Source organism: Yoonia sp. (assembly GCF_030731595.1).
Classification (GTDB): domain Bacteria; phylum Pseudomonadota; class Alphaproteobacteria; order Rhodobacterales; family Rhodobacteraceae; genus Yoonia.
This window is the reverse complement of the sequence record NZ_JANQTS010000064.1, coordinates 1-22834: the sequence shown is the minus strand read 5'-3', so window position 1 is coordinate 22834 and position 22834 is coordinate 1. Positions and strand designations below refer to the sequence as shown.

At 57.1% G+C, this 22834-nt stretch carries 28 protein-coding genes; 11 read left to right on the top strand and 17 right to left on the bottom strand.

The features are described 5' to 3' along the window. The first annotated feature begins 49 nt into the window (after nucleotides 1-49). Together NWQ23_RS06525 and NWQ23_RS06520 are read left to right on the top strand one after the other, a co-directional pair. Nucleotides 50-856 carry a serine protease gene (locus NWQ23_RS06525; protein WP_306165451.1) on the top strand — a complete coding sequence of 269 codons (807 nt, stop codon included), beginning with the start codon at nucleotides 50-52 and terminating at the stop codon, nucleotides 854-856. A gap of 131 nt (nucleotides 857-987) precedes the next feature. After that, nucleotides 988-1455, top strand: a complete 468-nt coding sequence (locus NWQ23_RS06520; protein WP_306165450.1) for an Hsp20 family protein — start codon at nucleotides 988-990, stop codon at nucleotides 1453-1455. 168 nt (nucleotides 1456-1623) lie between these two features. Here NWQ23_RS06520 and NWQ23_RS06515 read toward each other — a convergent pair whose 3' ends face one another. From NWQ23_RS06515 to NWQ23_RS06500, 4 genes are all read right to left on the bottom strand, one after another. Next, on the bottom strand, nucleotides 1624-1989 hold the full coding sequence (locus NWQ23_RS06515; protein WP_306165449.1) for a hypothetical protein: 366 nt from the start codon (nucleotides 1987-1989) through the stop codon (nucleotides 1624-1626). A 21-nt stretch (nucleotides 1990-2010) separates the two neighbouring features. Continuing rightward, nucleotides 2011-4818 (bottom strand): DNA polymerase I, encoded by a 2808-nt coding sequence (gene polA, locus NWQ23_RS06510; protein WP_306165448.1) that lies wholly within the window; start codon nucleotides 4816-4818, stop codon nucleotides 2011-2013. Nucleotides 4819-4871: 53 nt separating this feature from the next. Further along, nucleotides 4872-5783: a pirin family protein gene (locus tag NWQ23_RS06505; RefSeq protein WP_306165447.1), complete on the bottom strand. Its 912-nt coding sequence runs from the start codon at nucleotides 5781-5783 to the stop codon at nucleotides 4872-4874. 100 nt (nucleotides 5784-5883) lie between these two features. Further along, nucleotides 5884-6063 carry a zinc-finger domain-containing protein gene (locus NWQ23_RS06500; RefSeq protein ID WP_306165446.1) on the bottom strand — a complete coding sequence of 60 codons (180 nt, stop codon included), beginning with the start codon at nucleotides 6061-6063 and terminating at the stop codon, nucleotides 5884-5886. Nucleotides 6064-6151: 88 nt separating this feature from the next. On the opposite strand from NWQ23_RS06500, the gene NWQ23_RS06495 reads away from it, so the two are divergent. Further along, nucleotides 6152-7081: an ABC transporter ATP-binding protein gene (locus tag NWQ23_RS06495; RefSeq protein WP_306165445.1), complete on the top strand. Its 930-nt coding sequence runs from the start codon at nucleotides 6152-6154 to the stop codon at nucleotides 7079-7081. A gap of 5 nt (nucleotides 7082-7086) precedes the next feature. Here NWQ23_RS06495 and NWQ23_RS06490 read toward each other — a convergent pair whose 3' ends face one another. Together NWQ23_RS06490 and NWQ23_RS06485 are read right to left on the bottom strand one after the other, a co-directional pair. Further along, nucleotides 7087-7449 carry an HIT domain-containing protein gene (locus tag NWQ23_RS06490; protein WP_306165444.1) on the bottom strand — a complete coding sequence of 121 codons (363 nt, stop codon included), beginning with the start codon at nucleotides 7447-7449 and terminating at the stop codon, nucleotides 7087-7089. An 8-nt stretch (nucleotides 7450-7457) separates the two neighbouring features. Continuing rightward, nucleotides 7458-9035: a DUF5928 domain-containing protein gene (locus NWQ23_RS06485; RefSeq protein ID WP_306165443.1), complete on the bottom strand. Its 1578-nt coding sequence runs from the start codon at nucleotides 9033-9035 to the stop codon at nucleotides 7458-7460. A 113-nt stretch (nucleotides 9036-9148) separates the two neighbouring features. Here NWQ23_RS06485 and NWQ23_RS06480 point away from each other — a divergent pair, with 113 nt between their 5' ends. Together NWQ23_RS06480 and NWQ23_RS06475 are read left to right on the top strand one after the other, a co-directional pair. Then, nucleotides 9149-9985 (top strand): sulfotransferase family protein, encoded by an 837-nt coding sequence (locus NWQ23_RS06480; protein ID WP_372340112.1) that lies wholly within the window; start codon nucleotides 9149-9151, stop codon nucleotides 9983-9985. A gap of 308 nt (nucleotides 9986-10293) precedes the next feature. After that, a complete protein-coding gene (locus NWQ23_RS06475) occupies nucleotides 10294-11019 on the top strand; it encodes a hypothetical protein (protein WP_306165442.1) in 726 nt (241 codons plus the stop codon). Here the strand turns inward: NWQ23_RS06475 and NWQ23_RS06470 are convergent. Then, entirely contained in the window at nucleotides 10985-11977 is a 993-nt protein-coding gene (locus tag NWQ23_RS06470; RefSeq protein WP_306165441.1) for an adenosine kinase, read from the bottom strand. The genes NWQ23_RS06475 and NWQ23_RS06470 overlap by 35 nt on opposite strands. Continuing rightward, entirely contained in the window at nucleotides 11974-12618 is a 645-nt protein-coding gene (gene nth, locus NWQ23_RS06465) for an endonuclease III (protein ID WP_306165440.1), read from the bottom strand. The genes NWQ23_RS06470 and nth overlap by 4 nt, the downstream gene beginning before the upstream one ends. A 93-nt stretch (nucleotides 12619-12711) precedes the next feature. Here nth and NWQ23_RS06460 point away from each other — a divergent pair, with 93 nt between their 5' ends. The 3 genes from NWQ23_RS06460 to NWQ23_RS06450 all read left to right on the top strand — a co-directional run bounded on the left by NWQ23_RS06460 (nucleotide 12712) and on the right by NWQ23_RS06450 (nucleotide 15206). Continuing rightward, nucleotides 12712-13560 carry a methylated-DNA--[protein]-cysteine S-methyltransferase gene (locus NWQ23_RS06460; protein ID WP_306165439.1) on the top strand — a complete coding sequence of 283 codons (849 nt, stop codon included), beginning with the start codon at nucleotides 12712-12714 and terminating at the stop codon, nucleotides 13558-13560. A 114-nt stretch (nucleotides 13561-13674) separates the two neighbouring features. After that, nucleotides 13675-14331, top strand: coding sequence for an OmpA family protein (locus tag NWQ23_RS06455; RefSeq protein WP_306165438.1), 657 nt, complete (start codon nucleotides 13675-13677; stop codon nucleotides 14329-14331). A 107-nt stretch (nucleotides 14332-14438) separates the two neighbouring features. Further along, on the top strand, nucleotides 14439-15206 hold the full coding sequence (locus tag NWQ23_RS06450) for a FadR/GntR family transcriptional regulator (protein ID WP_306165437.1): 768 nt from the start codon (nucleotides 14439-14441) through the stop codon (nucleotides 15204-15206). Here the strand turns inward: NWQ23_RS06450 and NWQ23_RS06445 are convergent. From NWQ23_RS06445 to NWQ23_RS06420, 6 genes are all read right to left on the bottom strand, one after another. Then, the gene (locus NWQ23_RS06445; RefSeq protein ID WP_306165436.1) at nucleotides 15203-15943 is read right to left on the bottom strand and encodes a CPBP family intramembrane glutamic endopeptidase; all 741 of its coding nucleotides are present in this window, start codon (nucleotides 15941-15943) and stop codon (nucleotides 15203-15205) included. The two genes, NWQ23_RS06450 and NWQ23_RS06445, sit on opposite strands and share 4 nt — an antisense overlap. 117 nt (nucleotides 15944-16060) lie before the next feature. After that, complete coding sequence (locus NWQ23_RS06440) at nucleotides 16061-16621, bottom strand: F0F1 ATP synthase subunit B (RefSeq protein ID WP_306165435.1); 561 nt, start codon at nucleotides 16619-16621, stop codon at nucleotides 16061-16063. A 5-nt stretch (nucleotides 16622-16626) separates the two neighbouring features. Continuing rightward, nucleotides 16627-17175 carry a F0F1 ATP synthase subunit B' gene (locus NWQ23_RS06435; protein ID WP_306165434.1) on the bottom strand — a complete coding sequence of 183 codons (549 nt, stop codon included), beginning with the start codon at nucleotides 17173-17175 and terminating at the stop codon, nucleotides 16627-16629. A gap of 80 nt (nucleotides 17176-17255) precedes the next feature. Further along, a complete protein-coding gene (locus NWQ23_RS06430; protein ID WP_296429445.1) occupies nucleotides 17256-17480 on the bottom strand; it encodes a F0F1 ATP synthase subunit C in 225 nt (74 codons plus the stop codon). Between the two features lie 53 nt (nucleotides 17481-17533). Continuing rightward, nucleotides 17534-18286: a F0F1 ATP synthase subunit A gene (locus NWQ23_RS06425; protein ID WP_306165433.1), complete on the bottom strand. Its 753-nt coding sequence runs from the start codon at nucleotides 18284-18286 to the stop codon at nucleotides 17534-17536. After that, nucleotides 18276-18611 (bottom strand): AtpZ/AtpI family protein, encoded by a 336-nt coding sequence (locus NWQ23_RS06420; protein ID WP_306165432.1) that lies wholly within the window; start codon nucleotides 18609-18611, stop codon nucleotides 18276-18278. The genes NWQ23_RS06425 and NWQ23_RS06420 overlap by 11 nt, the downstream gene beginning before the upstream one ends. A 206-nt stretch (nucleotides 18612-18817) precedes the next feature. Here NWQ23_RS06420 and NWQ23_RS06415 point away from each other — a divergent pair, with 206 nt between their 5' ends. Next, a complete protein-coding gene (locus NWQ23_RS06415; RefSeq protein ID WP_306165431.1) occupies nucleotides 18818-19141 on the top strand; it encodes a helix-turn-helix transcriptional regulator in 324 nt (107 codons plus the stop codon). 23 nt (nucleotides 19142-19164) lie between these two features. On the opposite strand, the gene NWQ23_RS06410 is transcribed toward NWQ23_RS06415, so the two are convergent. From NWQ23_RS06410 to NWQ23_RS06400, 3 genes are all read right to left on the bottom strand, one after another. Then, nucleotides 19165-20043, bottom strand: coding sequence for a DMT family transporter (locus NWQ23_RS06410; RefSeq protein WP_306165430.1), 879 nt, complete (start codon nucleotides 20041-20043; stop codon nucleotides 19165-19167). After that, the gene (locus tag NWQ23_RS06405; protein ID WP_306165429.1) at nucleotides 20043-20918 is read right to left on the bottom strand and encodes a LysR family transcriptional regulator; all 876 of its coding nucleotides are present in this window, start codon (nucleotides 20916-20918) and stop codon (nucleotides 20043-20045) included. The genes NWQ23_RS06410 and NWQ23_RS06405 overlap by 1 nt, the downstream gene beginning before the upstream one ends. 88 nt (nucleotides 20919-21006) lie before the next feature. After that, nucleotides 21007-21141 (bottom strand): hypothetical protein, encoded by a 135-nt coding sequence (locus NWQ23_RS06400; protein WP_306165428.1) that lies wholly within the window; start codon nucleotides 21139-21141, stop codon nucleotides 21007-21009. 84 nt (nucleotides 21142-21225) lie between these two features. Between NWQ23_RS06400 and NWQ23_RS06395 the strand changes: the two genes are divergently transcribed. Together NWQ23_RS06395 and ffh are read left to right on the top strand one after the other, a co-directional pair. After that, a complete protein-coding gene (locus NWQ23_RS06395; RefSeq protein WP_306165427.1) occupies nucleotides 21226-21609 on the top strand; it encodes a hypothetical protein in 384 nt (127 codons plus the stop codon). Between the two features lie 153 nt (nucleotides 21610-21762). Then, nucleotides 21763-22834: signal recognition particle protein (ffh, locus tag NWQ23_RS06390; RefSeq protein ID WP_306165426.1), on the top strand; the 1072-nt coding region annotated here is incomplete at its 3' end.

Genomic DNA, 22834 nt, shown 5'->3' with positions numbered 1-22834 from the left:
TCCTGCCTTAACTCTCGACCAGTCTGGCGCCAAGGAGATTGAATCGATCATGCGTCACTTGGTATTTGCACTGCTGATTTGGCTTGGTGTCGCGCATGCCGTGCAAGCCCAGGAAAGCGGACTGGTGACGCTCCAGACCCGGCAGGATAGCCAGGGTTGGGAAGCCGTTGGGCGCCTCGATATCCGGGGCAAGGGTTTCTGCACTGCCTCATTGATCCGAGACCGGTTGATCCTGACCGCAGCCCACTGCCTCTATGATGAAGGTGGCGGTCTTGTTTCGCCTGACCGGTTTCAGTTTCTGGCCGGGCTTCGGGATGGGCAGGCACAGGCGGTCCGCTCTGTCGTCCGGGCCATTGCCCATCCGGATTATAACCATAGTGGCGATGCAACCAATGCAGCAGACGTGGCCATGGACATTGCTGTGCTGGAACTGGATCAGCCGATCCGCAATTCCCGCATCCGCCCGTACCTGATCGCCGCGCGCCCGATTACCGGAGATCAGGTTGGCGTTGTTTCGTATGGGCGGGGTCGTGAAGAGGCCGCCAGCTTGCAAGAGGTATGCAATGTCCTCGGGCGGCAGACAGGGGTGGTCGTCATGACCTGCGATGTCGAGTATGGATCCAGCGGGTCGCCGGTTTTCATGATCCGCGATGGCGAAACGCGAATTGCCTCCGTGGTTTCCGCAATGGCGCAGGTGAACGGGCAAAAGGTATCACTTGGGACGTCGCTGGAAGAGCCGCTCAACGCGCTTCTTGCGCATTTTGCAAGCCTGGGACCGGCACGACCAGGCGGCACGCAACGCCTGATTACAAGCAGTGAACGCAACGATACCGGCGCAAAATTCGTGCGGCCCTAGACCCCTTGAAAGTCGAAAATGTGGTGCCCACATAGGGTGGGACGGGATGCCAATGATGGGTCCCGTATTTAGGACCTGTCCCAATCGGGAAGGCCATCACATTGTTATCGCTTAAGAAAAGGATGACCCAAATGCGAGCATTTGACCTGACCCCCCTCTACCGTGCCACTGTTGGCTTTGACCAGATTGCAGATCTGATGGATCGCGCACTTGCCAGCGATGTCGGCCAGAACACCTACCCCCCTTACAACATCGAAAAGACGGATGATGATGCTTGGCGGATTTCGATTGCCGTTGCAGGTTTTTCCGAAAATGACCTCGCGATCGAATTGAAAGACCGTTCGCTGCACGTCACTGGCCGCAAGGCCAACGATGATTCCGCGCGCAATTATTTGCACCGCGGCATTGCAACACGCGCCTTTGAGCGGCGTTTCCATCTGGCCGACCACGTCCGTGTGACAGGCGCCAGCCATGAGAACGGGATGCTTCACATTGATCTGATGCGCGAAGTGCCAGAGGCGCTGAAACCCCGCAGAATTGAGATTGCATCGCAGGGCAAAACAGACGCCAATCTTGTTGAAGCGAAATCAGTCAACTAGGGCGTTTGCGGTCTTGATTGCGCCGTGGCAGACCGCAAATCACCTTCGCGGGTGAGAGCTCTGTCCGTGGCGCAGGACAAACAGGTCACGCAGACGATAAGGCCGATCTGAACACCCAAATCTCATGCGCGTCACCCAACAGGGTGGCGCGCTTCGCGTTTCAACGGATCAAGAGGTTCCCCTGCAACGGTCACCGCGGACCAATCCAAGCTCTTGGCCGGGAAAGGCCACGCGCAAGTCACCGAATTCAACGAAAAAGCCACCTTCGGTCGCGCGCCAACTCCCTTCGCCAAGTTGCTTAGAAAAAGCGTCGCAAGCCCGGCCCAGGTAGATTACTTGGCCCGGGGCAACCGCAGGCGTTGTGTCGGACGCCACCACCATGTTCGCATCCGGTGGTTCAACAGAGGTCATGACCGCACCATGCCGGTTGGTTTCATAGTTGAACAAGGCACCATCAGAAGAAAGATAAAGCACATTCTGGGCCGCCGCAGCGCTGCCCAGGATCATCATTGTCAAAATCATCAGATATCGCATCTGCTACCTCTTAATTCCAAACTAATGAGCTTGCGCCCAATTTAACCCTTGTCCTGCGTCCACCGCCAGCCTGACGTCCAGCTTGACCGCAGGGTCACTTGCATTCTCCATCACAGCGCGTGCGGTATCAATAAGGTCTTGCGTCGCACCCGCCTCAACTTCGAACAACAATTCATCATGCACTTGTAACAACATCTTTGCGGGCAGTCCCTCAATCGCCGCTGGCATTCGGATCATGGCACGCCGGATCACATCTGCCGCTGTCCCCTGGATAGGCGCGTTGATCGCCGCACGTTTGGCGAAACCGGCCTGCGGGCCTTTGGCATTGATCTCGGGCGTGTTGATCTTGCGCCCGAATAAAGTTTGCACATAGCCGTGGTCTTTTGCAAACGCGATCGTGTCATCCATATACTTTCGGATACCCGGGAAGCGTTCGAAGTAGCGGTCGATAAAGCCCTGTGCCTCGGCGCGCGGAATGCGCAGGTTGCGTGCCAACCCAAAGCCAGAGATGCCGTAGATCACACCAAAGTTGATGGCCTTGGCCTGACGGCGCACATCAGGCGTCATGTCCTCTAGCGGTACATCGAACATTTCGGATGCGGTCATCGCATGAATGTCGATCCCGTCCAGAAACGCCTGTTTCAGCGCATCAATCCCCGCGATATGCGCCAGAATACGCAGTTCAATCTGGCTATAGTCGAGGCTGACGATCACTTTACCAGGTTCGGCCACAAAGGCTTCGCGAATGCGCCGCCCTTCTTCTGAGCGTACGGGAATATTCTGCAAGTTCGGATCGGTCGAGGCGAGCCGCCCTGTGTTCGCACCCGCGATGGAATAAGACGTATGAACGCGGCCTGTTTCAGGGTTGATATGTTCCTGCAAGGCATCTGTGTAGGTCGATTTCAGCTTGGCTAACTGCCGCCAGTCCAGAATGCGTCGCGGCAGGTCGTGCAAGGTGGCAAGGTCTTCGAGCACATCGGCACCGGTGGAATAGGCCCCGGTCTTGCCAGTGCTGGGCTTTTTGCCGTCAGGCATTTCAAGCCCCATTTCGTCAAACAGAATCTCGCCCAATTGCTTGGGTGATCCCACGTTGAACGGACGCCCCGCCAGCTTTTGAATCTCGTCTTCCAGTCCGGCCATCTTTTGCGCAAAGGCATTCGACATCCGGCTCAGCGTGTCGCGGTCCACCTTGATCCCGTTGCGTTCCATCTGCGCCAGAACCGGGACCAGGGGCCGTTCGAGTGTTTCATAAACCGTCGTGACCCGATTGACGTGCAGTTGCGGTTTGAACAGTTGCCAAAGGCGCAGGGTGATATCAGCGTCCTCGGCGGCATAGCGCACGGCATCGGCCACAGGCACGCGGTCAAAGGTGATCGCTGATTTGCCGCTACCCAGCAAGGGTTTGATCGGGATGGGAGTATGCCCCAGATAGCGTTCGGCCAAGGTATCCATACCGTGATTATGAAGGCCGGCATGCATCGCGTAGGACATCAGCATCGTGTCGTCGATCGGGGCAACCGCGATGTCGAGCCGCGCGAAAATCTTGGCGTCGTACTTCATGTTCTGGCCGATTTTCAGGATGGAGGGGTCTTCGAGAACGGGCTTGAGCATCTTCAAGCAGGTCTCAAAATCCATCTGCCCCGCGGCCAGATCATCCGACCCGAAAAGGTCATCGGAAGATGCGGATTTATGGATCAGGGGGATATAACAGGCCTGCCCCGGCGCGACGCAAAGCGAAATGCCCACCAGATCGGCGATCATTTCATTCAGGCCCGTGGTTTCGGTATCGACGGCCACATAACCGCGCTCGCGGATACGGTCGATCCAGTCCTGCAAGGCCCGCTCATCGCTTACACATTCGTAAGCGTCGGGATCGAACGCCACGACCTCGGGGGTCGCAGCATCGGCGGCGGGGGCGACGGCCTCGATCACCGGTGGTTCAATGCCCAGTTTGTCGGCGATCCGCTTGGTGACCGTGCGGAACTCCATTTCCGCCAAGAACCCCATCAGGACCTCTGGATCAGGGTCACGAATTTCCAGATCGTCCAAAGTGAAAGGAAGCGTCATATCGCAATCAAGCTGCACGAGCCGTTTGGACAGTTCGATCTGTGCGCGGTTGTCGATCAGCGCTTCACGGCGTTTGGGTTGCTTGATCTCGCCTGCCCGATCCAGCAGGGTTTCGAGATCGCCATATTCATTGATTAATAGGGCCGCCGTCTTGATCCCGATCCCCGGCGCGCCGGGCACGTTGTCGACCGAATCGCCCGCAAGCGCCTGCACATCCACCACGCGCTCGGGACCCACACCGAATTTCTCGATCACACCCTCACGATCGATGCGCTTGTTCTTCATCGGGTCCAGCATTTCTACGCCATCGCCCACAAGCTGCATCATGTCCTTGTCAGAGGTGAGGATCGTCACACGCCCCCCCGCATTGCGGGCCAGATGGGCGAGGGTCGCGATGATGTCATCCGCCTCGAACCCTTCCATTTCCTCGCATGCGATATTGAAGGCACGGGTCGCCGTCCGGGTCAGCGGAATCTGCGGGCGCAAATCCTCTGGCATCGCCTCGCGGTTGGCTTTGTATTGGTCATACATCTCGTTGCGAAAGGTGTGACTGCCCTTGTCAAAGATCACCGCCACATGGGTCGCGGCATCATCGCCATTGTTGCCGTCTACATAACGCTGCAGCATATTCACAAAACCACTGACCGCGCCAACGGGTAAACCGTCAGACTTGCGGGTCAGAGGCGGCAGTGCGTGATAGGCCCGAAAGATAAATGCCGATCCATCGATCAGATGCAGATGACAGCCTTTGCCGAACGCCATGTTGGACCCCCTCAGATACGTTTCCTACACCTATACGCGGGGGGCCTGACGGTCTAGTGCGCGGCCTTGATGAAAGTCCCGTTGCGCAGGTCTTTCATCGCCTGCTGCAACTCGGCCTGTGTGTTCATCACAATCGGGCCATGCCAAGCGACAGGTTCCTGAATGGGACGGCCTGCCACCAGCAGAAACCGCACACCCTGCGGCCCTGCCTGCACGGTGACTTCATCGCCATTGCCAAATCGCACCAAAGTCCGGTTGCCGGTCATGTCGCGAATGTTGATCTCTTGGCCCGCGACCTCTTTCTCGACGCGCACGCCGACGGGGTCTGCGGCATCTACAAACCGGCCAGCGCCAGCAAAGACATAGGCAAAAGCATTGGCACGGGTATCCACGGGCAAAGTCTTGCGGGTATTGGGTGGTACCGAGACGTCCAGATAAAGCGGGTCCGCCGCGATCCCGTCCACCGGGCCGGTTTTGCCCCAGAACGCGCCGGTGATGATCTTCACCCGTGTCCCGTCATCGTCGATGATTTCGGGCACATCACTGCCTGCAATATCCTGATAGCGCGGCGCGGTCATTTTCAGCGAAGACGGCAAATTCGCCCAAAGCTGGAAGCCATGCATCTGGCCTGCCGCGTTCCCCCGTGGCATTTCCTGATGCAGGATGCCGGACCCGGATGTCATCCACTGGACCGAGCCCGCCCCCAACACTCCGTGGTTACCCAGCGAGTCGCCGTGCTCCACCTCGCCTTCAAGCACATAGGTGATCGTTTCGATCCCGCGATGCGGATGCCAGGGAAACCCTTTTTCATAGTGCGACGGGATATCGTTGCGAAAATCGTCCAGCAGCAAGAACGGATCGCTTTCGGCGGGATCACCAAAACCAAAGACGCGGTGAAGGTGCACGCCTGCACCTTCCATCGTGGGTTGGGCGCGAGTCGATTGGGTCACAGGACGGAAGGTCATCACGGGGCTCCTTATGCGGTTAGCACAGGATATAGCGCGGCGTATCATGTGTGGCTACGCGCGGACCCGAACATAGTATGTGCTTTTCTCGCACAAATGCTCAGACTTTGCCTTCGAACTCCTTATGCACCAGTTTGGCGTCGCAATAGGGGCATTCGACCCACCCTTGTTCATGCGGGATTTGCAGCCAGACGCGCGGATGCCCCAAGGCCCCCTCGCCGCCATCACAGGCCACGCGCCATTCATGCACAATGCGGGTTTCCGGGGCGGGTGTCGTCATTGATCTACCTGTCTGGTTGCCGTGGGCCGCGACCCACCTTAAGTCTGCAAGGAACATACCGCAGGCGCGGGACGGGGGAAAGACCAGCATGACCGACAATGCGATAGAAATCTCAGGGTTGAAAAAGACCTATGCCGCCACCGGGCGCAGTCCTGCCAAAGAGGCGCTCAAGGGCATCGACCTCAATATCCCGCGCGGGTCGATCTTTGGACTTCTGGGGCCGAACGGGGCGGGCAAATCGACGCTGATCAATATTCTTGCAGGGCTGGTCGTGAAATCGGCAGGCACGGTCAAGATCTGGGGTTTTGATCAGGACAAAAACCCACGGCAATCGCGCGCTGCCATCGGCATCATGCCGCAAGAACCGCATCTGGACCCGTTCTTTACGCCTGCCGGATCGCTGGATGTCCAAGCGGGGCTTTACGGCGTGCCGAAATCACAGCGCAAGACGGCGGAAATTCTTGAACTGATCGGGTTGACCGACAAGGCGAACGCTTATGCGCGGTCTCTGTCCGGGGGGATGCGCCGCAGGCTTTTGCTGGGCAAGGCACTTGTTCACTCTCCGCAAATCCTGGTGCTGGACGAACCCACCGCCGGTGTCGATATCGAATTGCGCAACCTGCTATGGCAGAATGTGCGCAAACTGAACAACGAAGGGATGACGATCATCCTGACCACACATTACCTCGAAGAAGCCGAGGAAATGTGCGACGATATCGCCATCATCAACCATGGCGAGGTGATCGTGCGGGACAGCACCGCGAACCTATTGGGGCGGCTGGACAGCAAAACGCTGGTCATTACCCCAGATCAGGCCGCCGAACTCCCCTCCCTGCCCGACACAATCAAAGGGCAAAAGCTGGCGAACGGCACGCTGACCTTCACTTATCAAAGCGGCGTGACGCCAGCGGACCAGATCCTGACACTGGTGCGGGATGCCGGGATCACGATCAAGGACGTGACGACAGAACAGGCCCATCTAGAGGATGTCTTCCTGTCCCTCACATCCGGACGCTAGCGGTTTCAATCCGACAGCATACGGCCCAGTTGCCGACCGCCGAGAATATGCATGTGATAATGCGGGACGTCCTGAATACCGTGGGTGCGCGTGTTTGATATCCCGCGAAAACCCGCTTCCAAACCGGTGATCCGGCAGACTTCTGCAACGGCCTGCATAAAGCCATGGTGTTCCGCGGCAGAGGCATCGCGGGCAAAATGATCAAGGCTCATATAAGGGCCTTTGGGAATGACCAGCACATGCACGGGCGCTTGCGGGGCGATATCGTCGAAGGCAAGCGCGTGGTCATTTTCATAGACCGTTTTGTTGGGAATCTCTCCGCGCAGGATCTTGGCAAAGATGTTCTGGTCGTCGTAGGCGTATTCCATAGTTTTCCTCAATCAACAAAAAGATAGGGGGTCTGGGCAAGCGTCTGGGCTACTTCCGGCGATACGCTCAAGAATTGCGCCAAGGCTGCTGCGTTTTCATCAGTGCCCGCAGTTTCCCTGATCCGGGTTGTATTGGCAAACTTTGCATCGCGGATCATGTCGCGTTCATAGATCATGTCATGGCGGATTGTCGGCAGTAGTCGCGCTAATGTGGCGGGGCTTGTCTGAGGGCCGGCAAGACCGACACGCATGGCATGCCCCACAAGATAATCATCATCAAACGAACATTCGATTTCCAACAGGCGGACCGTGGCGCGATCGCTGAAAAGATCGGCCATCAAGTCGATACTGGATGTATCCAGGCAGATGACCATCCGATCACTCTCATAATGTTCAAAAAGCATACGCATCAGCGCCCGCCGATGCCGCCCCCGTTTCTCGAGCGAAGACTCGATTCCGCCAAGGTCAGGCAGGGGCGTTTCATTCTCGTTAAAGAGATATTCGACGGCAGGGATATTGGTGTGGTGGCTGATCGCCGCGACAAGGCGCTTGGCCACATGCCACTTTTTGCAGGCAATGATCATTAACTCACGGCTGCGCCCCAACGATGTCTCGCTTTCCCAGAACCTTTGGGCAAAACGGCGACCGATCCTGCCGCGCCCGGTGAGGAAGTCAAACAGATTGCGGCCTTCATCCGAAATGACAAAATCCATCCGGTCACTTGCATAAAGCTCGCCCAAGCGGCTGCGCAGTTCTGTCGCCTCGGCACTGATCTTGCGCGCGAAAAGGGCATTCTGCCCCATCAATAACTCATAGTGATCATTATAGAAGTTCACCGGCATCCCGTAGTCAGAAAACATCAGGAATGTCAGGGTTCGGTTCTCGATCTCGCGGCTCGGGACCAGATGATGCACGAGCGTTTGGAAGAAAGTCTCGTCCGGAATCCATGTTGTGCGAAAAAAGCGCATCACATCGCGGCGGGCATAGGCAAATTCCATCACAGCTTCGATCGTGCGGCGGCGCAGGCACCACCACTGGCTACCAATCATGATCTGAAGATCGTCCGGCACCTGACGCGTCAGACCGAACCGCTGCTGCAACGCGAGTGACGTGTAAAACCGCCGCTTTTGTGTCCGTTCGTTGAAAAAGTGGCGGTAGACAAGGCGCTCTTTGCGAAAGCCGGTCTTGATCCAGTTACTATCAAAGAAATCGTGGTTCTCGATATAGTCTACATCGTTGTCATCAAGGAACCGGTGGGCAAAGCCTGCGGACTTGATAGGCGCACAATCGCCCGAAATCATGTAAAAATGCGTCGCGCGCGGAAAACCATGCAAGGCAGCTTCCACGGCATGCAACGTCGCCTGCACAAGGCTCCACTCGCCCCAGCCGCACTTCACCCGCCGTTTGGAGAAGACCACATTTGGGTTTGGTGACAATGCAGACTGAAGGGTGCGGTAATCCGAAGCATCGGCCGAGGCGTCAAAATGAATCGCGACATAGTCACCTGCTGCCGTCAGTTGCGTCGCCTGCTGCACGATTGCATCAGGGTCTTTGTGACACAGCAAGATAAAGGCGACTTGTGCCATTAGGCCTGAGGGTCCTTGTTGCCAGATTTATGCGCCACGCTGTCATAACGCGAACAGACATTGAAGTGACAGGGTTTCTTTGTCCATAAATGGTGTAGACCGATTATATTGGAATGAGGAGCGGTTGCGTGGCGAGTTTTCCCGGAACATGGATGACCACAAGCGAAAGCGTTGTGTATCGGGTCGTGCCAAAATGCGCCTGCTCGACCATCGGTCAGATCATGCATTACGCCGACCACGGCAGGTTTTTTGATGGCGACATCCATGACGACAAAACCGGACTGCACAAATGGGCCCTTGAAGGAAGCCAGGAGCCAATCACAAAGAACGTGCTCTCGCATGAAAGCTATGCCTTTACCTGTGTGCGCAACCCATACACGCGGATACTGTCATCTTTCTTTGACAAGATCTGTGGCATTCAGCGCAACGGCAAATACTACCGTGGCAATCTGGTGCCGCTCTTGATCCAGAAATACGGGATCGAAGTGGGTGACCCCGAAACTGGTTTCGAATTCGACCAGATCAAGAGCTTCCGGCGGTTCCTGCTTTTTGCGCGTGACACCATCCGCTGGCGCCGCCCCATGGAGCCTGACATCCATTGGTCTGCGATGTCCGGCCATATCTCCACCTTCATTGTGAACGGCGGACGTTATGACAAGATATTCTGGACCGAAAAGTTCAACGAGGGCATGCAGGACGTGCTGGACAATATCGAGACCGCTCATCCTATCGATCTGGCGACAATTCCGCGTTTCAACGAAAGCGAAGGCCACGGGCCAAAGCGCATGCATCCGGTCGAGGACTACTTTGACGATCTGTCGATGCACATCGTCTACGAGATGTACAAAAAGGACTTCAGGATTTTCCAGTACGATTTCGAAAATCCGGCAAACAAAATGCCTGTTGGCGAAATTGATCTCGACGAAGTACACGCCAAACTCGGACAATAGCTGCGAGGGAAAGAGGGGGCTGTCTGCCCCCTCGGCCTACGGCCTCACCCCCGAGGATATTTTTACTCAAAAGAAGCTGTTATTCACCCAAAATTAGAGAAATTGGTGTGATCTGATGGCACGGAACAGGCAGGGATGCCGATGACCGTCGACGAAGAAGCCGCTGATCTGGGTGGATGACCGGTCAGATCAGCGGACATTCCCACTTCTTTTGAGCATAAATATCCCCGCCGGAGGCATTAAAGTTCTTGCGCCCTCGACAGCATCACTTCCCGCGTTAGATGCTTGTATGAGCGGGAAAGAAGGAAATGCCAGTGTCTGTCGTTCTTATTCTTGGCAGTGGCCCGAATGTGGTTACCTGTCGCGCTTGGCCACGGGGGCCTTTTGATCGTATCGTCGCGATCAATAATGCTTGGGCCGTACGCCCGGATTGGGATGATCTGATCCACCCGGACGACTTTCCACCGGAACGGATGCCGATCGATGTGACCCGCGACCAGCGGATTATCCGTGCCGCTGACTATGTGCCGCTGCAAAACAAGTTTGGCGGTTTCGTCTATGCCGGTGGCACAATGGCATTTACGGCGGCCTATTGGGCGCTTGCGGCTTTGCAGCCATCGGTGATTGCGGTTTTGGGGTGCGACATGGTCTATGCTGGCACACGCGGAACCCATTTTTACGGCACCGGCACCGCTGACCCATTGCGCAAGGATGTCACCTTGCGCTCGCTTGAAGCGAAGTCGGCCCGCCTTATGGCTCTGGCCGCCCGTCAGAACTGTGCGATGGTCAACCTGTCGACCGGCCCCAGCCGCCTTTTGTTTCCCCGGTCGACGCCGACAGCTGCCGCCAAGGCCCGCCCGCTTGTCATGCACGGCCGGTTTATGACCGATGCCTTGGCACGCGAAGAAACTCTGGGTTACTACGTCCCCTCCGGCAAATACTGGAAAGAGGAAGACCGCTTCGATCCCGCAGAAATAGATGCGCTGGACGCGCTTTGGCTTAAAGCAATCCCTGCTCTGCAAACAATGCCTTAAGGTCCGCCTCGGGGCGTGCACCGATATGGCTGATCACTTCTGAGGCCGCCAGATTGCCCATCTTGCCACAGGTCTCTAGATCATGCCCGTTCGTGAGCCCCCAGAGGAAGGCCCCCGCAAAGAGATCCCCCGCACCTGTGGCATCGACGATCTGTGTCGGCACCGCAGGCACATGCCAGCGCTGCCCATCCGCAAGAATATGGACGCCATGTTCGCTATCCGTGCAGGCCACGATGGCCACTTCTGAGGCTGCTTGCGCCAGTGCTGCGTCGAAATCATCCGTCTGGTACATCGAACGCATCTCGGCACGGTTGCAGAAGAGAAGATCCACATGATCGCGGATCATATCGCGGAACGCATCGCGATGTCGTTCGATACAGAACGGGTCAGACAGCGTGATCGACACCTTGCCACCGGCCCCCTTGCAGGCCGCAATCGCCTTGGCAAAGGCCGCATGGCTTTCGGGCCCGTCAAAACGGTAGCCTTCGAGATAGATCCACTCGGCATCCGCCATCTGCGTTTCGTCGATATCGTCGGCAGTCAGAAATTCGGTGACACCCAGATAAGTGTTCATCGAACGCTCCCCATCGGGGGTTACAATCACGATGCATCGGCCGGTTTCGGCCTCTTCGCTCTTGGGGGCCATGGCCGTTTCATAGCCCGCCCCCTGCGCGCGCAAGTCATGGGCAAAGATCGCACCCAATTGGTCGTCCTTGACTTTCCCCACATAGGCCGTGCGTCCGCCCAGATGCGCAATCCCCGCAATCGTATTGGCCGCGGATCCGCCGCTGACTTCTTTCGCGGGACCCACACGGGAATAGAGATCAACCGCGCGCGCCATATCGATCAACTGCATGATCCCTTTTTGCACCCCTGCCTCGGCCAGAAATGAATCCTCGGCCCGCGCCAAAACGTCAACCATTGCATTGCCGATCCCGACAACCTGATACTTTTTCATAGGTTCTTTTCCTCAAACTGACAGAGATCGCGGATCAGACAGGCCGCGCATTTGGGTTTTCGCGCCACGCAGGTGTAGCGCCCATGCAGTATCATCCAATGATGTGCATGCAGTTGAAAATCGGCGGGTATATGATCCTCGATGGCGCGTTCCACCGCATCGACATCTTTGCCCGGAGCCACTCCGCTGCGATTGCCAAAGCGGAAGATGTGGGTATCGACAGCCTGTGCAGGTTGCCCCCACCACATGTTCAGCACGACATTCGCCGTCTTGCGCCCCACACCGGGCAGCGATTGTAGCGCCGCACGGGAATTGGGGACTTCTCCGCCGTAATCGTCGACCAGAATTTGGCTCATTTTGATGACGTTCTTGGCTTTTTGCCGAAACAGACCAATGGTCTTGATGTGTTCGGTTAGTCCTTCCAACCCAAGGTCGAGCATCTTTTGCGGCGTATCGGCGATCTGGAACAGTGCGCGCGTGGCTTTGTTCACCCCGGCATCCGTCGCTTGCGCCGACAAAGCCACAGCCACAACAAGGGTATAGGCATTCACATGCTCAAGCTCGCCCTTGGGTTCGGCCTCTGCCGCCTGGAAGCGTTCAAAGATCGCGCGGATGGTATGATAATCAAGCTGTTTTGCCATTGCTTCGGTATGCCCCGATGCACCCCAAGGGGCAAGCGCCAGATGCGCAATTTTCGGGTCGCTCTGGCGCGCCGTTGAGCCTAGTTTCAATACATGGAACAGACAGAAACATATCACTATCAGATCATGCGCCGCGCCATCGCGGCGATTGATGCGGCAGGCGACAGCCCTCTTTCGCTTGCTGATCTCGCAGCGGACATGAACATGAGCCCCGCCCATTTCCAGCGGGTGTTTTCCGCGTGGGTCGGGGTATCGCCAAAACGGTACCAGCAGTACCTGACCCTAACCCACGCCAAGTCGCTTTTGCGCGACCGCTTCACCACGCTGGAGACAGCCCATGCGGTTGGCCTGTCGGGGAGCGGTCGCTTGCATGACCTCTTTGTGCGGTGGGAGGCGATGAGCCCCGGCGATTACGCGCGCGACGGGGCGGGGCTGACGATCTTTTGGGGCTGGTTCGAAAGCCATTTTGGTCCTGCCCTTGTCATGGGGACGAACCGCGGTATCTGCGGGCTGGCCTTTGCCGCAGAGGCAGGACCGGAACCGGCGATGGCGGACCTGAAATCGCGCTGGCCCAAGGCTGATTTTGTAGAAGACCCCACTTTCCTGCGGCCTTGGGCGACAGCGGCCCTGGGCATGACAGGCGAGACACAGCTGCACATGATCGGTGCGCCCTTCCAATTGCAGGTCTGGGAGGCCTTGCTGAACATCCCTTCGGGTCATGTGACGACCTATTCCGAGATCGCCTGCTCCATCGGGCGCCCCAAAGCGGTCCGCGCTGTGGGCACCGCCGTGGGCCGCAATCCGGTCAGTTGGTTGATTCCCTGCCATCGCGCCCTGCGCAAATCCGGGGCCTTGGGGGGCTATCATTGGGGACTTCCGGTCAAGCGCGCGATGCTGGCATGGGAATCAGCGCGGGTCGATGCACAAGGGGATCATCCGTAAAGTAAGCAATTCCTCGCTCGTTATTTGGGCGATATTGGATATCATGGGGAAAACGGGCATAAGCTGACCCATATCACTGGCGCATTCCGCGCTTCCACAAATGGAACCATGACCATGAAACTTAAGAAATTCCCACTCGTCATCGCAGCCGCATCGCTGACCTTTGTCGCTGCGTGTGACCCCGCAGGTCCGAACGCGAACCAGAACACCCAGCAAGGCGCATTGCTTGGCGCAGGTGCTGGCGCATTGCTTGGCGCGATCACCAACAACGACGGGACAATCCGCGACCGGAACCAAGCGGCACTGATCGGTGCGGCACTGGGTGCAGGCGTTGGTGCCGGGATCGGCAACAGCCTTGACCGTCAAGCAGAAGAACTGCGCCGCGCGCTGCGCAGCGATGTGGGCGTTTCCAACAACGGAAACAACCTTGTTGTTGTCCTGAGCCAAGACCTTCTGTTTGCAACCAACAGCACACAGGTTTCAGGCACATCACAGAACGAACTGCGGATCGTCGCAAACTCGCTCAACAAGTATCCCAACACCACAGTCAACGTCATCGGACACACCGACAACGTGGGTGATGCCTCCTTTAACCAAGGTCTTTCAGAGCGTCGTGCCTCTGCCGTGTCTTCGATCCTGATCGGTGGCGGCGTGTCCCCATCGCGCATCCGGTCCATCGGTGCCGGCGAGAACAACCCGATTGCGTCGAACCTGAATGAATCCGGTCGTCAGATGAACCGCCGGGTCGAGATCATCATTACGCCGAACTAAAGGCGGGCAACCAGATCAGACAAAAGGGCTGCTGCAAGGCAGCCCTTTTTTGTTGTGAACACCGCGTTCCGGTCATATCGTTTGACCAATCCAGCATGGTAGATCAAATGCCTTTTGAACCCGTTCACCAAGAAAAGCTTTCAAACGGCGTCATCCGCCAGATCGAAGGGTTAATCTTGCGTGGAATCCTCAAACCCGGCGAGCGGCTGCCGTCCGAAAGGGAACTTAGCGAACGGATGAGCGTGTCGCGCCCATCGCTGCGCGAAGCCTTGGCGGACCTGCAAGAGCGCGGGCTGTTGACATCCAAGGCGGGGGCCGGGGTCTATGTCGCCGAGGTCTTGGGATCCGCATTCGCGCCCGCTTTGGTTACACTTTTCGCAACCCATGAAGAGGCGGTCTTTGACTACATCAGTTTTCGCCGCGACATGGAGGGGCTCGCCGCAGAGCGTGCCGCACGTTTAGCCAGCGATACGGACCTCAAGGTGATTGACGCGATCTTCAGGAAAATGGAAGCCGCGCATCAAAAACGAAATCCGGCGGACGAGGCGCATCTGGACGCAGATTTCCACTTGTCGATCATCGAAGCCAGCCACAACATGATCATGCTCCATATGATGCGCTCGATGTATGAACTGCTGCGCGAGGGCGTCTTTTACAACCGCACCATCATGTTCAAACAGCGCACGACACGCGACATGCTTCTCGAGCAGCACCGCAAGATAAACGAGGCCCTGCAAGCGCGCGATCCTGTCGGGGCACGCTTGGCGGTGGAGTCGCATTTGAGCTTTGTGGAAACGGCGCTGTCGGATCAACAAAAATCTGAACGCCACGAAGCCTTTGCACAAAAGCGCCTCGAACATGAAGGTCAGCGCTAGCCGGCAATCCTGCCCCGCAACATGTCTGTCCAGAGCCAGATGCAGATCACGGTCTGCATGCCAATGCCGATCAAGACAAATGGATGCCAGACCTCGGCCAACTGACTCGCATAGACCGCGAGGTTCCACAGCCAGTGCCAGATGATCAAGGGCCAAAGATTGCCCAGCTTGACAGCAATCGGTGCCAGAAAAAAACCAACCGATATGGCGAAAAACATCTGCTGGGTTGTACCAGATAGTCCCTGCCCAGAGATTGCACTGATCGTGTGAATTGCCCCGAACAGGACCGCGCTGATCAGCATTGCATAGATCAGTGGCACAGTCGCCATTGCGCCACGCAGCAAGATACCGCGAAACAAGAGTTCTTCTGCAAAAGCGATCAGGAAGGGCGTTACGATCAGCAGCGTCAATGAGACAGCGCCCAGCGCCATGAAGTCATGCAGCGACGCTGCCTTCGCAATATTCCACACCATTGCCAAAAGTACGATCCATGCAGGCAGAAACCAAATGAGGGCGCTCCACCGCAAACGCCCAAATCCGACGGCCTGCCAACCAAATCCGCGCAGCGCGACAGAGACGCAGTAAAGGGCAGCGAGAAACTGAAAGGGCAATAAGGCCGCAAGCGATTGGATCAGTCCCGCGGGTGGAGAACTCAACTGAAACACATAGAGCGTAGCAGCCGCAAGAAATGCGGCATAAATCGCTGTGGCCCGTAGTCCAAGCCAGAGGCTCGGCATTCTGCATTCTCCTGCTTTCGCCCCGCGTCCAAGTGTTGAAGACATGCGCACAACTGTCAACGCAAAAGCCCGGACGCATTAGCATCCGGGCTTCTGGTATTCCGACATTGCTGGCGGCTAGTGCAACTTTTCAGAAACCGTCGCAATCGCGTCGTCAATCAATGCACCTGCAGCTTTGGCGTCCATCTGTTTGGCCATGACGTCCTTGGCCGCAGCGACAGCGACCATAATCGCCTGATCGCGCACATCCTTGATGGCCGCAGCCTGCGCGCTTGCGATCTGCTCTTCGGCAGCGGCGAGGCGGCGGGTGATCGACTTTACAATTTCGTCCTTTGCCGCGGTCGCGGCATTTGTCGCCTCTTCCTTTGCGGCAGCAACGATACGGTCAGCCTGCTCCTGCACTTCCTTTTGCTTGCGCTCGTAGCTGGCAAGCAAGGCTTGCGCCTCATCGCGCAAGGCTTTCGCCTCGTCCAATTCAGCTTTGATGCTCTCTGCGCGTTTGTCCAGCATGCCACCGACAAGCCCGGGCACCTTGAAATAGGCGAGGATGCCGAGGAAAATCAGGAAGGCGACCGAAACAACAAAGTCCGTGTTGGCCAGAGAAAAGAACGGTTTGTCACCAGCGGCGAGCGCCGGAGTGGCGGCAAGAGCGAAAAGGGATGTGATCATCAGTCTCATGATTTTTACCCTTTCATCCGCGCGGTCACAGCAGCGGTGATCGTTTTTGCATCAGCGGTCCCACCCATGGCAGCAACCAGTTCTTTGGCTGTGTCCTTGGCGACGTCCGTAACGCTTTTGATGGCACCGGCGCGAATTTCGGCAATCGCCGCTTCGCTTTCGGCGGTCTTTGCCGCGATCTGCGCATCAGCCTTCTGCAGCTCGACATCCAGCTCTGCCTGAATTTCGGCTTTGGCCGCAGCGACAATCTTTTGCGCCTCAGAACGGGCATCCAAAAGAGCCTGGTCATATGCAGCTTCGGCTTCGGCTGCTTTATTCTTCAAATCTTCTGCTGCCGCGATATCATTCGTGATGGTACCAGAGCGCTCTGCCAGAACCGCACCAATGCGGGGCAGTGCGATGCGGGACATCAGCAGGTAGATAGCGATTAGCGTGATAACCAGCCAGAAGATCTGGTTGGGCATCCAATCCGCGCAAAGTTGCGGCATGCCAAGGGCGGAACCCCCTGCATCAACGCATGTGCCAGCGACGGCGTCGTGTGTTTCTGTTGCCATGATGGCCCCCGAATACCTTGATGTTTTACTGACTGGCGCACGATCGCGCGCCAGTCAGCCGTAAGGATATGGGTTCGTTCTTAGACGGCGAACATCAGCAGAAGCGCGACGAGGAACGCGAAGATCCCCAGTGCTTCTGCGAATGCCAGACCGATGAACAATGTTGCTGTTTGACCAGCAGCAGCAGATGGGTTGCGCAGTGCGCCAGCCAGGTAGTTACCTGCAACTGTACCAACACCGATCGCGGCAGCGCCGGAACCGATTGCAGCAAGACCAGCGCCGATGTGTGCGAGTTCACCTTCCATGAGTATTCTCCTTACGATTGGAAGTTAGATAGAATGTGGGAAATCCCACGTTGTTAGTGTGCGGGGTGAAGCGCGTCCTTGAGATAGACACACGTCAAAATAGTGAAAACATAGGCCTGAATGCCGCAGACCAGGATCTCGAGACCGTAGATCGCCACGATCCCGAATATGGCAAGCGGGCTAACCAGCGTCAGCGCGGCAAAACCAGCAAAAACCTTCAGAACAGCGTGCCCTGCCATGATGTTACCGGCCAGACGAATGGAGTGGCTGACAGGGCGCACGAAGTAAGAGATCACTTCGATAATCGCGATGATCGGACGCAGGATCGCCGGTGCGTCGGACATCCAGAACAGACCCAGGAAAGCCGGGCCGTTTTTGACAAAGCCCAAAATGGTCACAGCGATAAACACGCCAAAACCAAGCACCGCAGTCACCGCGATCATCGAGGTTGGCGAATAGGACATCGGGATCAGGGCGAGGTAGTTCGAGAACAGGATGAACAGGAACAGCGTCATGATATAAGGGAAGTACTTTACGCCGTCTTTCCCGGTCACATCTTCAACCATTTTGTAGATGAAACCGTAGATCAGCTCGCCGATCGACTGCAGACGGGTCGGAACCACGGCGCGACCGCGACTTCCCAGTACAAACACTGCGGCGATTGCCAAAAGCGCGATGGCCATCCAGAGCGTCACATTCGTCGGCGTGTACCAGTGAACTGGACCGTCACCAAACAGCGGTTTGACGATAAACTGGTCCAACGGATGGAATACAAGACCACCTTCGGAATGTTCTTCAGTCGCCACGTGCGTCACCCTCATCTTGTGCAGCTTCAAGCTGCTTTCTTTGCACCTCTTTGGCCGACCGCATCATGGTGAGAACACCAGCCGCGAGGCCAAAGAAAATAAACAGCACCAGAAAAATCGGCATGGTTCCAAACAAGGTATCCAGCCCGTATCCGATGCCAAAGCCGATCCCAAGACCGGCAACAAGCTCTATCACCATCCGCCAAGCAAGCTGCGCCTGAGAATAGTGTTCCTCCGAATGGTCTTTGACGTCTGCCGGTGCTTTGAGCGCCGCGATTTTCGCTTCAAGTGCCCTCAGGCGGTCAGCGTCATGCGGGTCGGACATCGGTTTGGCCCCCTCGGAAGGTTGAGGATGGTTTAGGGTGGGATCATATCAGAGTCAAGAGAACCAAATTTCAATTTTAATGTATAAATTTCAATACGTTGAGCGTCAATCGATTCACCCGATTTCGCCCATTCTGCCCTGACGGCGCTTGCGTTGATATTCAACCAAATGGTTGACGTTTTCCCCCCGAGCCGCTTAATCGCCTTATGACCACCCAGCTTGATCAGGTTTTCTCGGCGCTTGCCGATCCGACGCGCCGCGCGATCCTTGCGATGTTGCTTGAGGATGACATGGCCGTGACAGACGTGGCCGAGCCCTTTGCGATGTCATTGGCGGCGATCTCAAAGCATCTGGGGATCCTGACAGCGGCCGGTCTGATCTCGCAGGAAAAGCGGGGCCGTGTGAAGTGGTGCAAGCTGGAACCCGACGCGCTGCGCGAGGCCTCGGTCTGGATGCAAGGCTTTGGCCAGATGGAAGCCCTCGATCTGGATGCCTTCGAAGCATTCTTGGTGCAAGAACTGGAAGGGTAAGGTGGATCGGCATCCACCTTGCTTTACTCCTCCCGCAGCAACATCACCAATGCCGTCATCGTAAGCAACAAACCCACAAGGACCAATGCAGGTGGTGGCGCCCCTCCCAGGGCGAGTTCCCAAACAATCACCCATGAAGGTGTCAGATAGGTATAGGCCATGACCTTTGAGCTGGGCAGTCGCAGTGTCGCAAACTGCAACAGAACAAATGTCGCCGCGCTGGCGAAAACCGCTGTGTAAAGGATCGTGATCCAGACGATAGGCGGTAAGGCGGTCCACTCCGTTGCTATGATCGCCCCCCACCCCCACAGGGTCAGCATAACCGCGCCGGCAAGCAAAACACCAAAGGAGAAGACCACAGCGCTTTCGCCACGGTTCAGCTTGCGCACCAAGGGCGTATATATCGCATGCGCCATACAGCCCCAGAAATAGATGAACTCGCCCCGCCCGATCTCGAACCGCAAAAGTGCTGCCAGATCAGCGCGAAAAATGACCCAGAGCGCGCCCACGGCCCCGAACACCAGCGCAAGCGCCATGCGCGGGGTCAGGACCTGCCGCAACAAGACCCAGCCAAAAAATGCCGCAAGGATAGGCGTGAGCGTAAACACGGCCGCGGCACTGACCGGAGGTGCTGTCTTGAGCCCCTCGAACATCAGCACAAAATAAGTACAGAACAATGCGGCAAGGACGATGTATCGCCACGGCGCTGCTATGGCACTGCGTGGCACCCCGGATGTGGCATAGGCAATACTGCCGATGATCACCGTGGCGACCCAGAAGCGGACCGCGTTGAGCGCACTTGGCGCGATCTCATTTGCTGCAAGCGCCCCCAGCGCAAAGGACCCTGCAACCAACATCGAAAAAGCGAGCATCGCCAGATGCCCCGCGCGTGCCCCGCTCATCAGACGTCGCGCGATTTGATACGCTCTTTCAGGAAGCGCAGAAAAGTCTGCACTTTGGTCGTCCGGTGCAGATCGACGTGGGTCACAAGCCAAAGCGGCACATCCCATTCTGGCTGAGTGGGGATCACTTCCGTTAGCGTCGGGTCCATACCACTCGAGCTGTCGACGAAACCGATGCCCGCCCCGTGCAGGATAGCATCAAACATATTGCGGTCATCGTTCGCCCGATAGATGAATTGACTTTCCGGCACACGCGCCCGCAACCATCTGGAAAAAGGCGCACGGTGATCGTCGCTATCGTGTGTGACGAAGAAATGATTAGGCAAATCCTCTGGCCCCGCCGGCAGGCCGTGACGCGCCACGTAACTGTCAGAGGCCGCCAAAGAAACCTTGATGCGCATGAAAGGCTGCACGACATTATCTGGTTCTTCCGGCATGGCCCCTGCCCGGATTGCGACATGGGCCTCACCATATTCCAGCCGGAAGACCCGCATACCTGTCCTGTAGCGGATCCGCAGGTCGGGATGCTCTTGCTGGAAGGCGATCAGGATCGGGGTCAGTATCGCAGAGGCGTCATCAAGTGACGTAACGACCAGATCACCCGATACACCTTCGCCTTGCCCCTTTATCCGCCCTGCCAGTTGGGTGAACTGATCATCTGTTGCCGCTGCGACCTGGAGCAGGTCCTGCCCCGCCTCTGTCGCTGTATAGCCGCGGGCATGGCGTTGAAAAAGTTTAACCCCCAAACGCTGCTCGAGCGCATCAATATGCCGGATCACAGTCGCATGATGCACGCCAAGTTCTTCGGCCGCACCACTGACGGTCCCCTTGCGGGCGACCTGGAATGCTGTCCTGATTTCGTCCCAATTTTCCATGCTGCGATCCTGTGCGCTGACAAACACTCTTTGCCCAATTAGGGATAATACGTTCGCAAATGCAAGATCGCATCTCTTCGCCAAGACATCACAATTCTCTGATCTTGACCCAGCCCGCATAATTACAGGTGATCTTGTGACGATCCGCAGCCGCAAGGGGATCAGGGCGCGTAATGTCAGTGCGGAAAGCCGCATTCTGGATCACGCGCACTTTCCGATACATTCACCGCCGCGACAAAGTGATGGCGCTCTCATTTCGGGAAACCTGCTCTCTGGACATCGCTACAAGTGCGCTATCTTGGAGGGTATGACACACACCCGATCCCTGATGCTGCTGCGCGCGTTCCTCACCGTGGCCTTCCTCTATTTCGGCCTCCGTAAGCTGATCGGCTACAGCACCGACGTAGCGATCTACGAGGCCATCGGTTTCGGCCAGTTCCCGCGCTATATCACGGGCTCGGTCGAAGTGATCGGCGCGGCCCTTTTGTGGAAGCGCGGGTTTGAAGGTTTTGCGGGCCTCTTTCTAACCGCCACGATGATCGTCGGGTTAAGTGCGCTGCTGATCTGGGTCGGGCCGCCCTATTGGCACATGCTTGTCCTGATGACCGCCAGCGCAAGCGTGGCGTTTGCCTATCGCGACCAACTCTTTGGCATGCTGCGGCAGGTTGACTCGGGACCGACACAAGACTAAACGCCCTTCAACATCCGGATAGCATCAGCTTTCCGGTCCCTGTTCATAGGGATCGCCCTCCGTCAGCGCGTCGCGCCCACGGGGGCGCTACTGCTTTAAGCTTTGCGTTCTTATATACGCTGGGCAACCGAAACGAGACGAGGGCCTTGGCCAATGTTTGAAAGTCTATCCGAACGCCTCTCAGGTGTCTTTGACAAGCTCACCAAGCAGGGTGCGCTGACCGAGGATGACGTTAAGACCGCACTGCGCGAAGTGCGCGTCGCACTGCTCGAGGCTGACGTCTCGCTGCCAGTGGCGCGTGACTTTATCAAAGCCGTGCAGGAAAAGGCCACAGGCCAAGCCGTCACCAAATCGATCACGCCCGGCCAGCAGGTCGTCAAGATCGTGCATGACGAATTGCAGCATGTCCTGACCGGCGACGAAGACCCCGGTGCTTTGAAAATCGACAACCCGCCGGCCCCGATCCTGATGGTCGGTCTGCAGGGTTCTGGTAAGACAACCACGACGGCAAAGCTCGCCAAGCGATTGAAAGAGCGTGAAGGCAAAAAGGTGCTGATGGCGTCTTTGGACACCAATCGCCCCGCCGCGATGGAACAACTTGCCATCTTGGGCATGCAGATCGGCGTAGACACCCTGCCGATCATCAAAGGCGAAGACCCGGTTCAGATCGCCAAACGGGCCAAGACCCAAGCCAGCCTTGGCGGCTATGACGTTTACATGCTGGATACAGCAGGCCGCTTGCACATTGACGCCGAACTGATTGCTCAGGCTGCCGCGGTTCGTGACGTGGCCAAACCACGCGAGACACTTCTGGTTGTCGACGGCCTGACTGGTCAGGACGCAGTGAACGTCGCACAGGAATTCGACGACAAAATCGGTGTGACCGGCGTGGTCCTCACCCGGATGGACGGCGACGGGCGTGGCGGTGCGGCGCTGTCCATGCGCGCGATCACTGGCAAGCCAATCCGCTTTGTCGGTGTCGGCGAAAAGATGGACGCGATCGAAACCTTCGAGCCGTCACGCATCGCGGGCCGCATCCTTGGCATGGGCGATATCGTCGCGCTCGTCGAAAAGGCGCAGGAAACCATCGAGGCCGAACAGGCCGAACGCATGATGAAGCGCTTCCAGAAGGGTCGTTTCAACATGAACGACCTCAAGATGCAGCTTGAGCAGATGATGAAAATGGGCGGCATGGAAGGCATGATGGGAATGATGCCCGGGGCCG

Coding starts and splice junctions, on each gene's coding strand:
- NWQ23_RS06525 (WP_306165451.1), top strand. CDS start 50: ATGCGTCACTTGGTATTTGCACTGCTGATTTGGCTTGGTGTCGCGCAT.
- NWQ23_RS06520 (WP_306165450.1), top strand. CDS start 988: ATGCGAGCATTTGACCTGACCCCCCTCTACCGTGCCACTGTTGGCTTT.
- NWQ23_RS06515 (WP_306165449.1), bottom strand. CDS start 1,989: ATGCGATATCTGATGATTTTGACAATGATGATCCTGGGCAGCGCTGCG.
- polA (WP_306165448.1), bottom strand. CDS start 4,818: ATGGCGTTCGGCAAAGGCTGTCATCTGCATCTGATCGATGGATCGGCA.
- NWQ23_RS06505 (WP_306165447.1), bottom strand. CDS start 5,783: ATGACCTTCCGTCCTGTGACCCAATCGACTCGCGCCCAACCCACGATG.
- NWQ23_RS06500 (WP_306165446.1), bottom strand. CDS start 6,063: ATGACGACACCCGCCCCGGAAACCCGCATTGTGCATGAATGGCGCGTG.
- NWQ23_RS06495 (WP_306165445.1), top strand. CDS start 6,152: ATGACCGACAATGCGATAGAAATCTCAGGGTTGAAAAAGACCTATGCC.
- NWQ23_RS06490 (WP_306165444.1), bottom strand. CDS start 7,449: ATGGAATACGCCTACGACGACCAGAACATCTTTGCCAAGATCCTGCGC.
- NWQ23_RS06485 (WP_306165443.1), bottom strand. CDS start 9,035: ATGGCACAAGTCGCCTTTATCTTGCTGTGTCACAAAGACCCTGATGCA.
- NWQ23_RS06480 (WP_372340112.1), top strand. CDS start 9,149: ATGAGGAGCGGTTGCGTGGCGAGTTTTCCCGGAACATGGATGACCACA.
- NWQ23_RS06475 (WP_306165442.1), top strand. CDS start 10,294: ATGCCAGTGTCTGTCGTTCTTATTCTTGGCAGTGGCCCGAATGTGGTT.
- NWQ23_RS06470 (WP_306165441.1), bottom strand. CDS start 11,977: ATGAAAAAGTATCAGGTTGTCGGGATCGGCAATGCAATGGTTGACGTT.
- nth (WP_306165440.1), bottom strand. CDS start 12,618: ATGGCAAAACAGCTTGATTATCATACCATCCGCGCGATCTTTGAACGC.
- NWQ23_RS06460 (WP_306165439.1), top strand. CDS start 12,712: ATGGAACAGACAGAAACATATCACTATCAGATCATGCGCCGCGCCATC.
- NWQ23_RS06455 (WP_306165438.1), top strand. CDS start 13,675: ATGAAACTTAAGAAATTCCCACTCGTCATCGCAGCCGCATCGCTGACC.
- NWQ23_RS06450 (WP_306165437.1), top strand. CDS start 14,439: ATGCCTTTTGAACCCGTTCACCAAGAAAAGCTTTCAAACGGCGTCATC.
- NWQ23_RS06445 (WP_306165436.1), bottom strand. CDS start 15,943: ATGCCGAGCCTCTGGCTTGGACTACGGGCCACAGCGATTTATGCCGCA.
- NWQ23_RS06440 (WP_306165435.1), bottom strand. CDS start 16,621: ATGAGACTGATGATCACATCCCTTTTCGCTCTTGCCGCCACTCCGGCG.
- NWQ23_RS06435 (WP_306165434.1), bottom strand. CDS start 17,175: ATGGCAACAGAAACACACGACGCCGTCGCTGGCACATGCGTTGATGCA.
- NWQ23_RS06430 (WP_296429445.1), bottom strand. CDS start 17,480: ATGGAAGGTGAACTCGCACACATCGGCGCTGGTCTTGCTGCAATCGGT.
- NWQ23_RS06420 (WP_306165432.1), bottom strand. CDS start 18,611: ATGTCCGACCCGCATGACGCTGACCGCCTGAGGGCACTTGAAGCGAAA.
- NWQ23_RS06415 (WP_306165431.1), top strand. CDS start 18,818: ATGACCACCCAGCTTGATCAGGTTTTCTCGGCGCTTGCCGATCCGACG.
- NWQ23_RS06410 (WP_306165430.1), bottom strand. CDS start 20,043: ATGAGCGGGGCACGCGCGGGGCATCTGGCGATGCTCGCTTTTTCGATG.
- NWQ23_RS06405 (WP_306165429.1), bottom strand. CDS start 20,918: ATGGAAAATTGGGACGAAATCAGGACAGCATTCCAGGTCGCCCGCAAG.
- NWQ23_RS06400 (WP_306165428.1), bottom strand. CDS start 21,141: ATGTATCGGAAAGTGCGCGTGATCCAGAATGCGGCTTTCCGCACTGAC.
- NWQ23_RS06395 (WP_306165427.1), top strand. CDS start 21,226: ATGACACACACCCGATCCCTGATGCTGCTGCGCGCGTTCCTCACCGTG.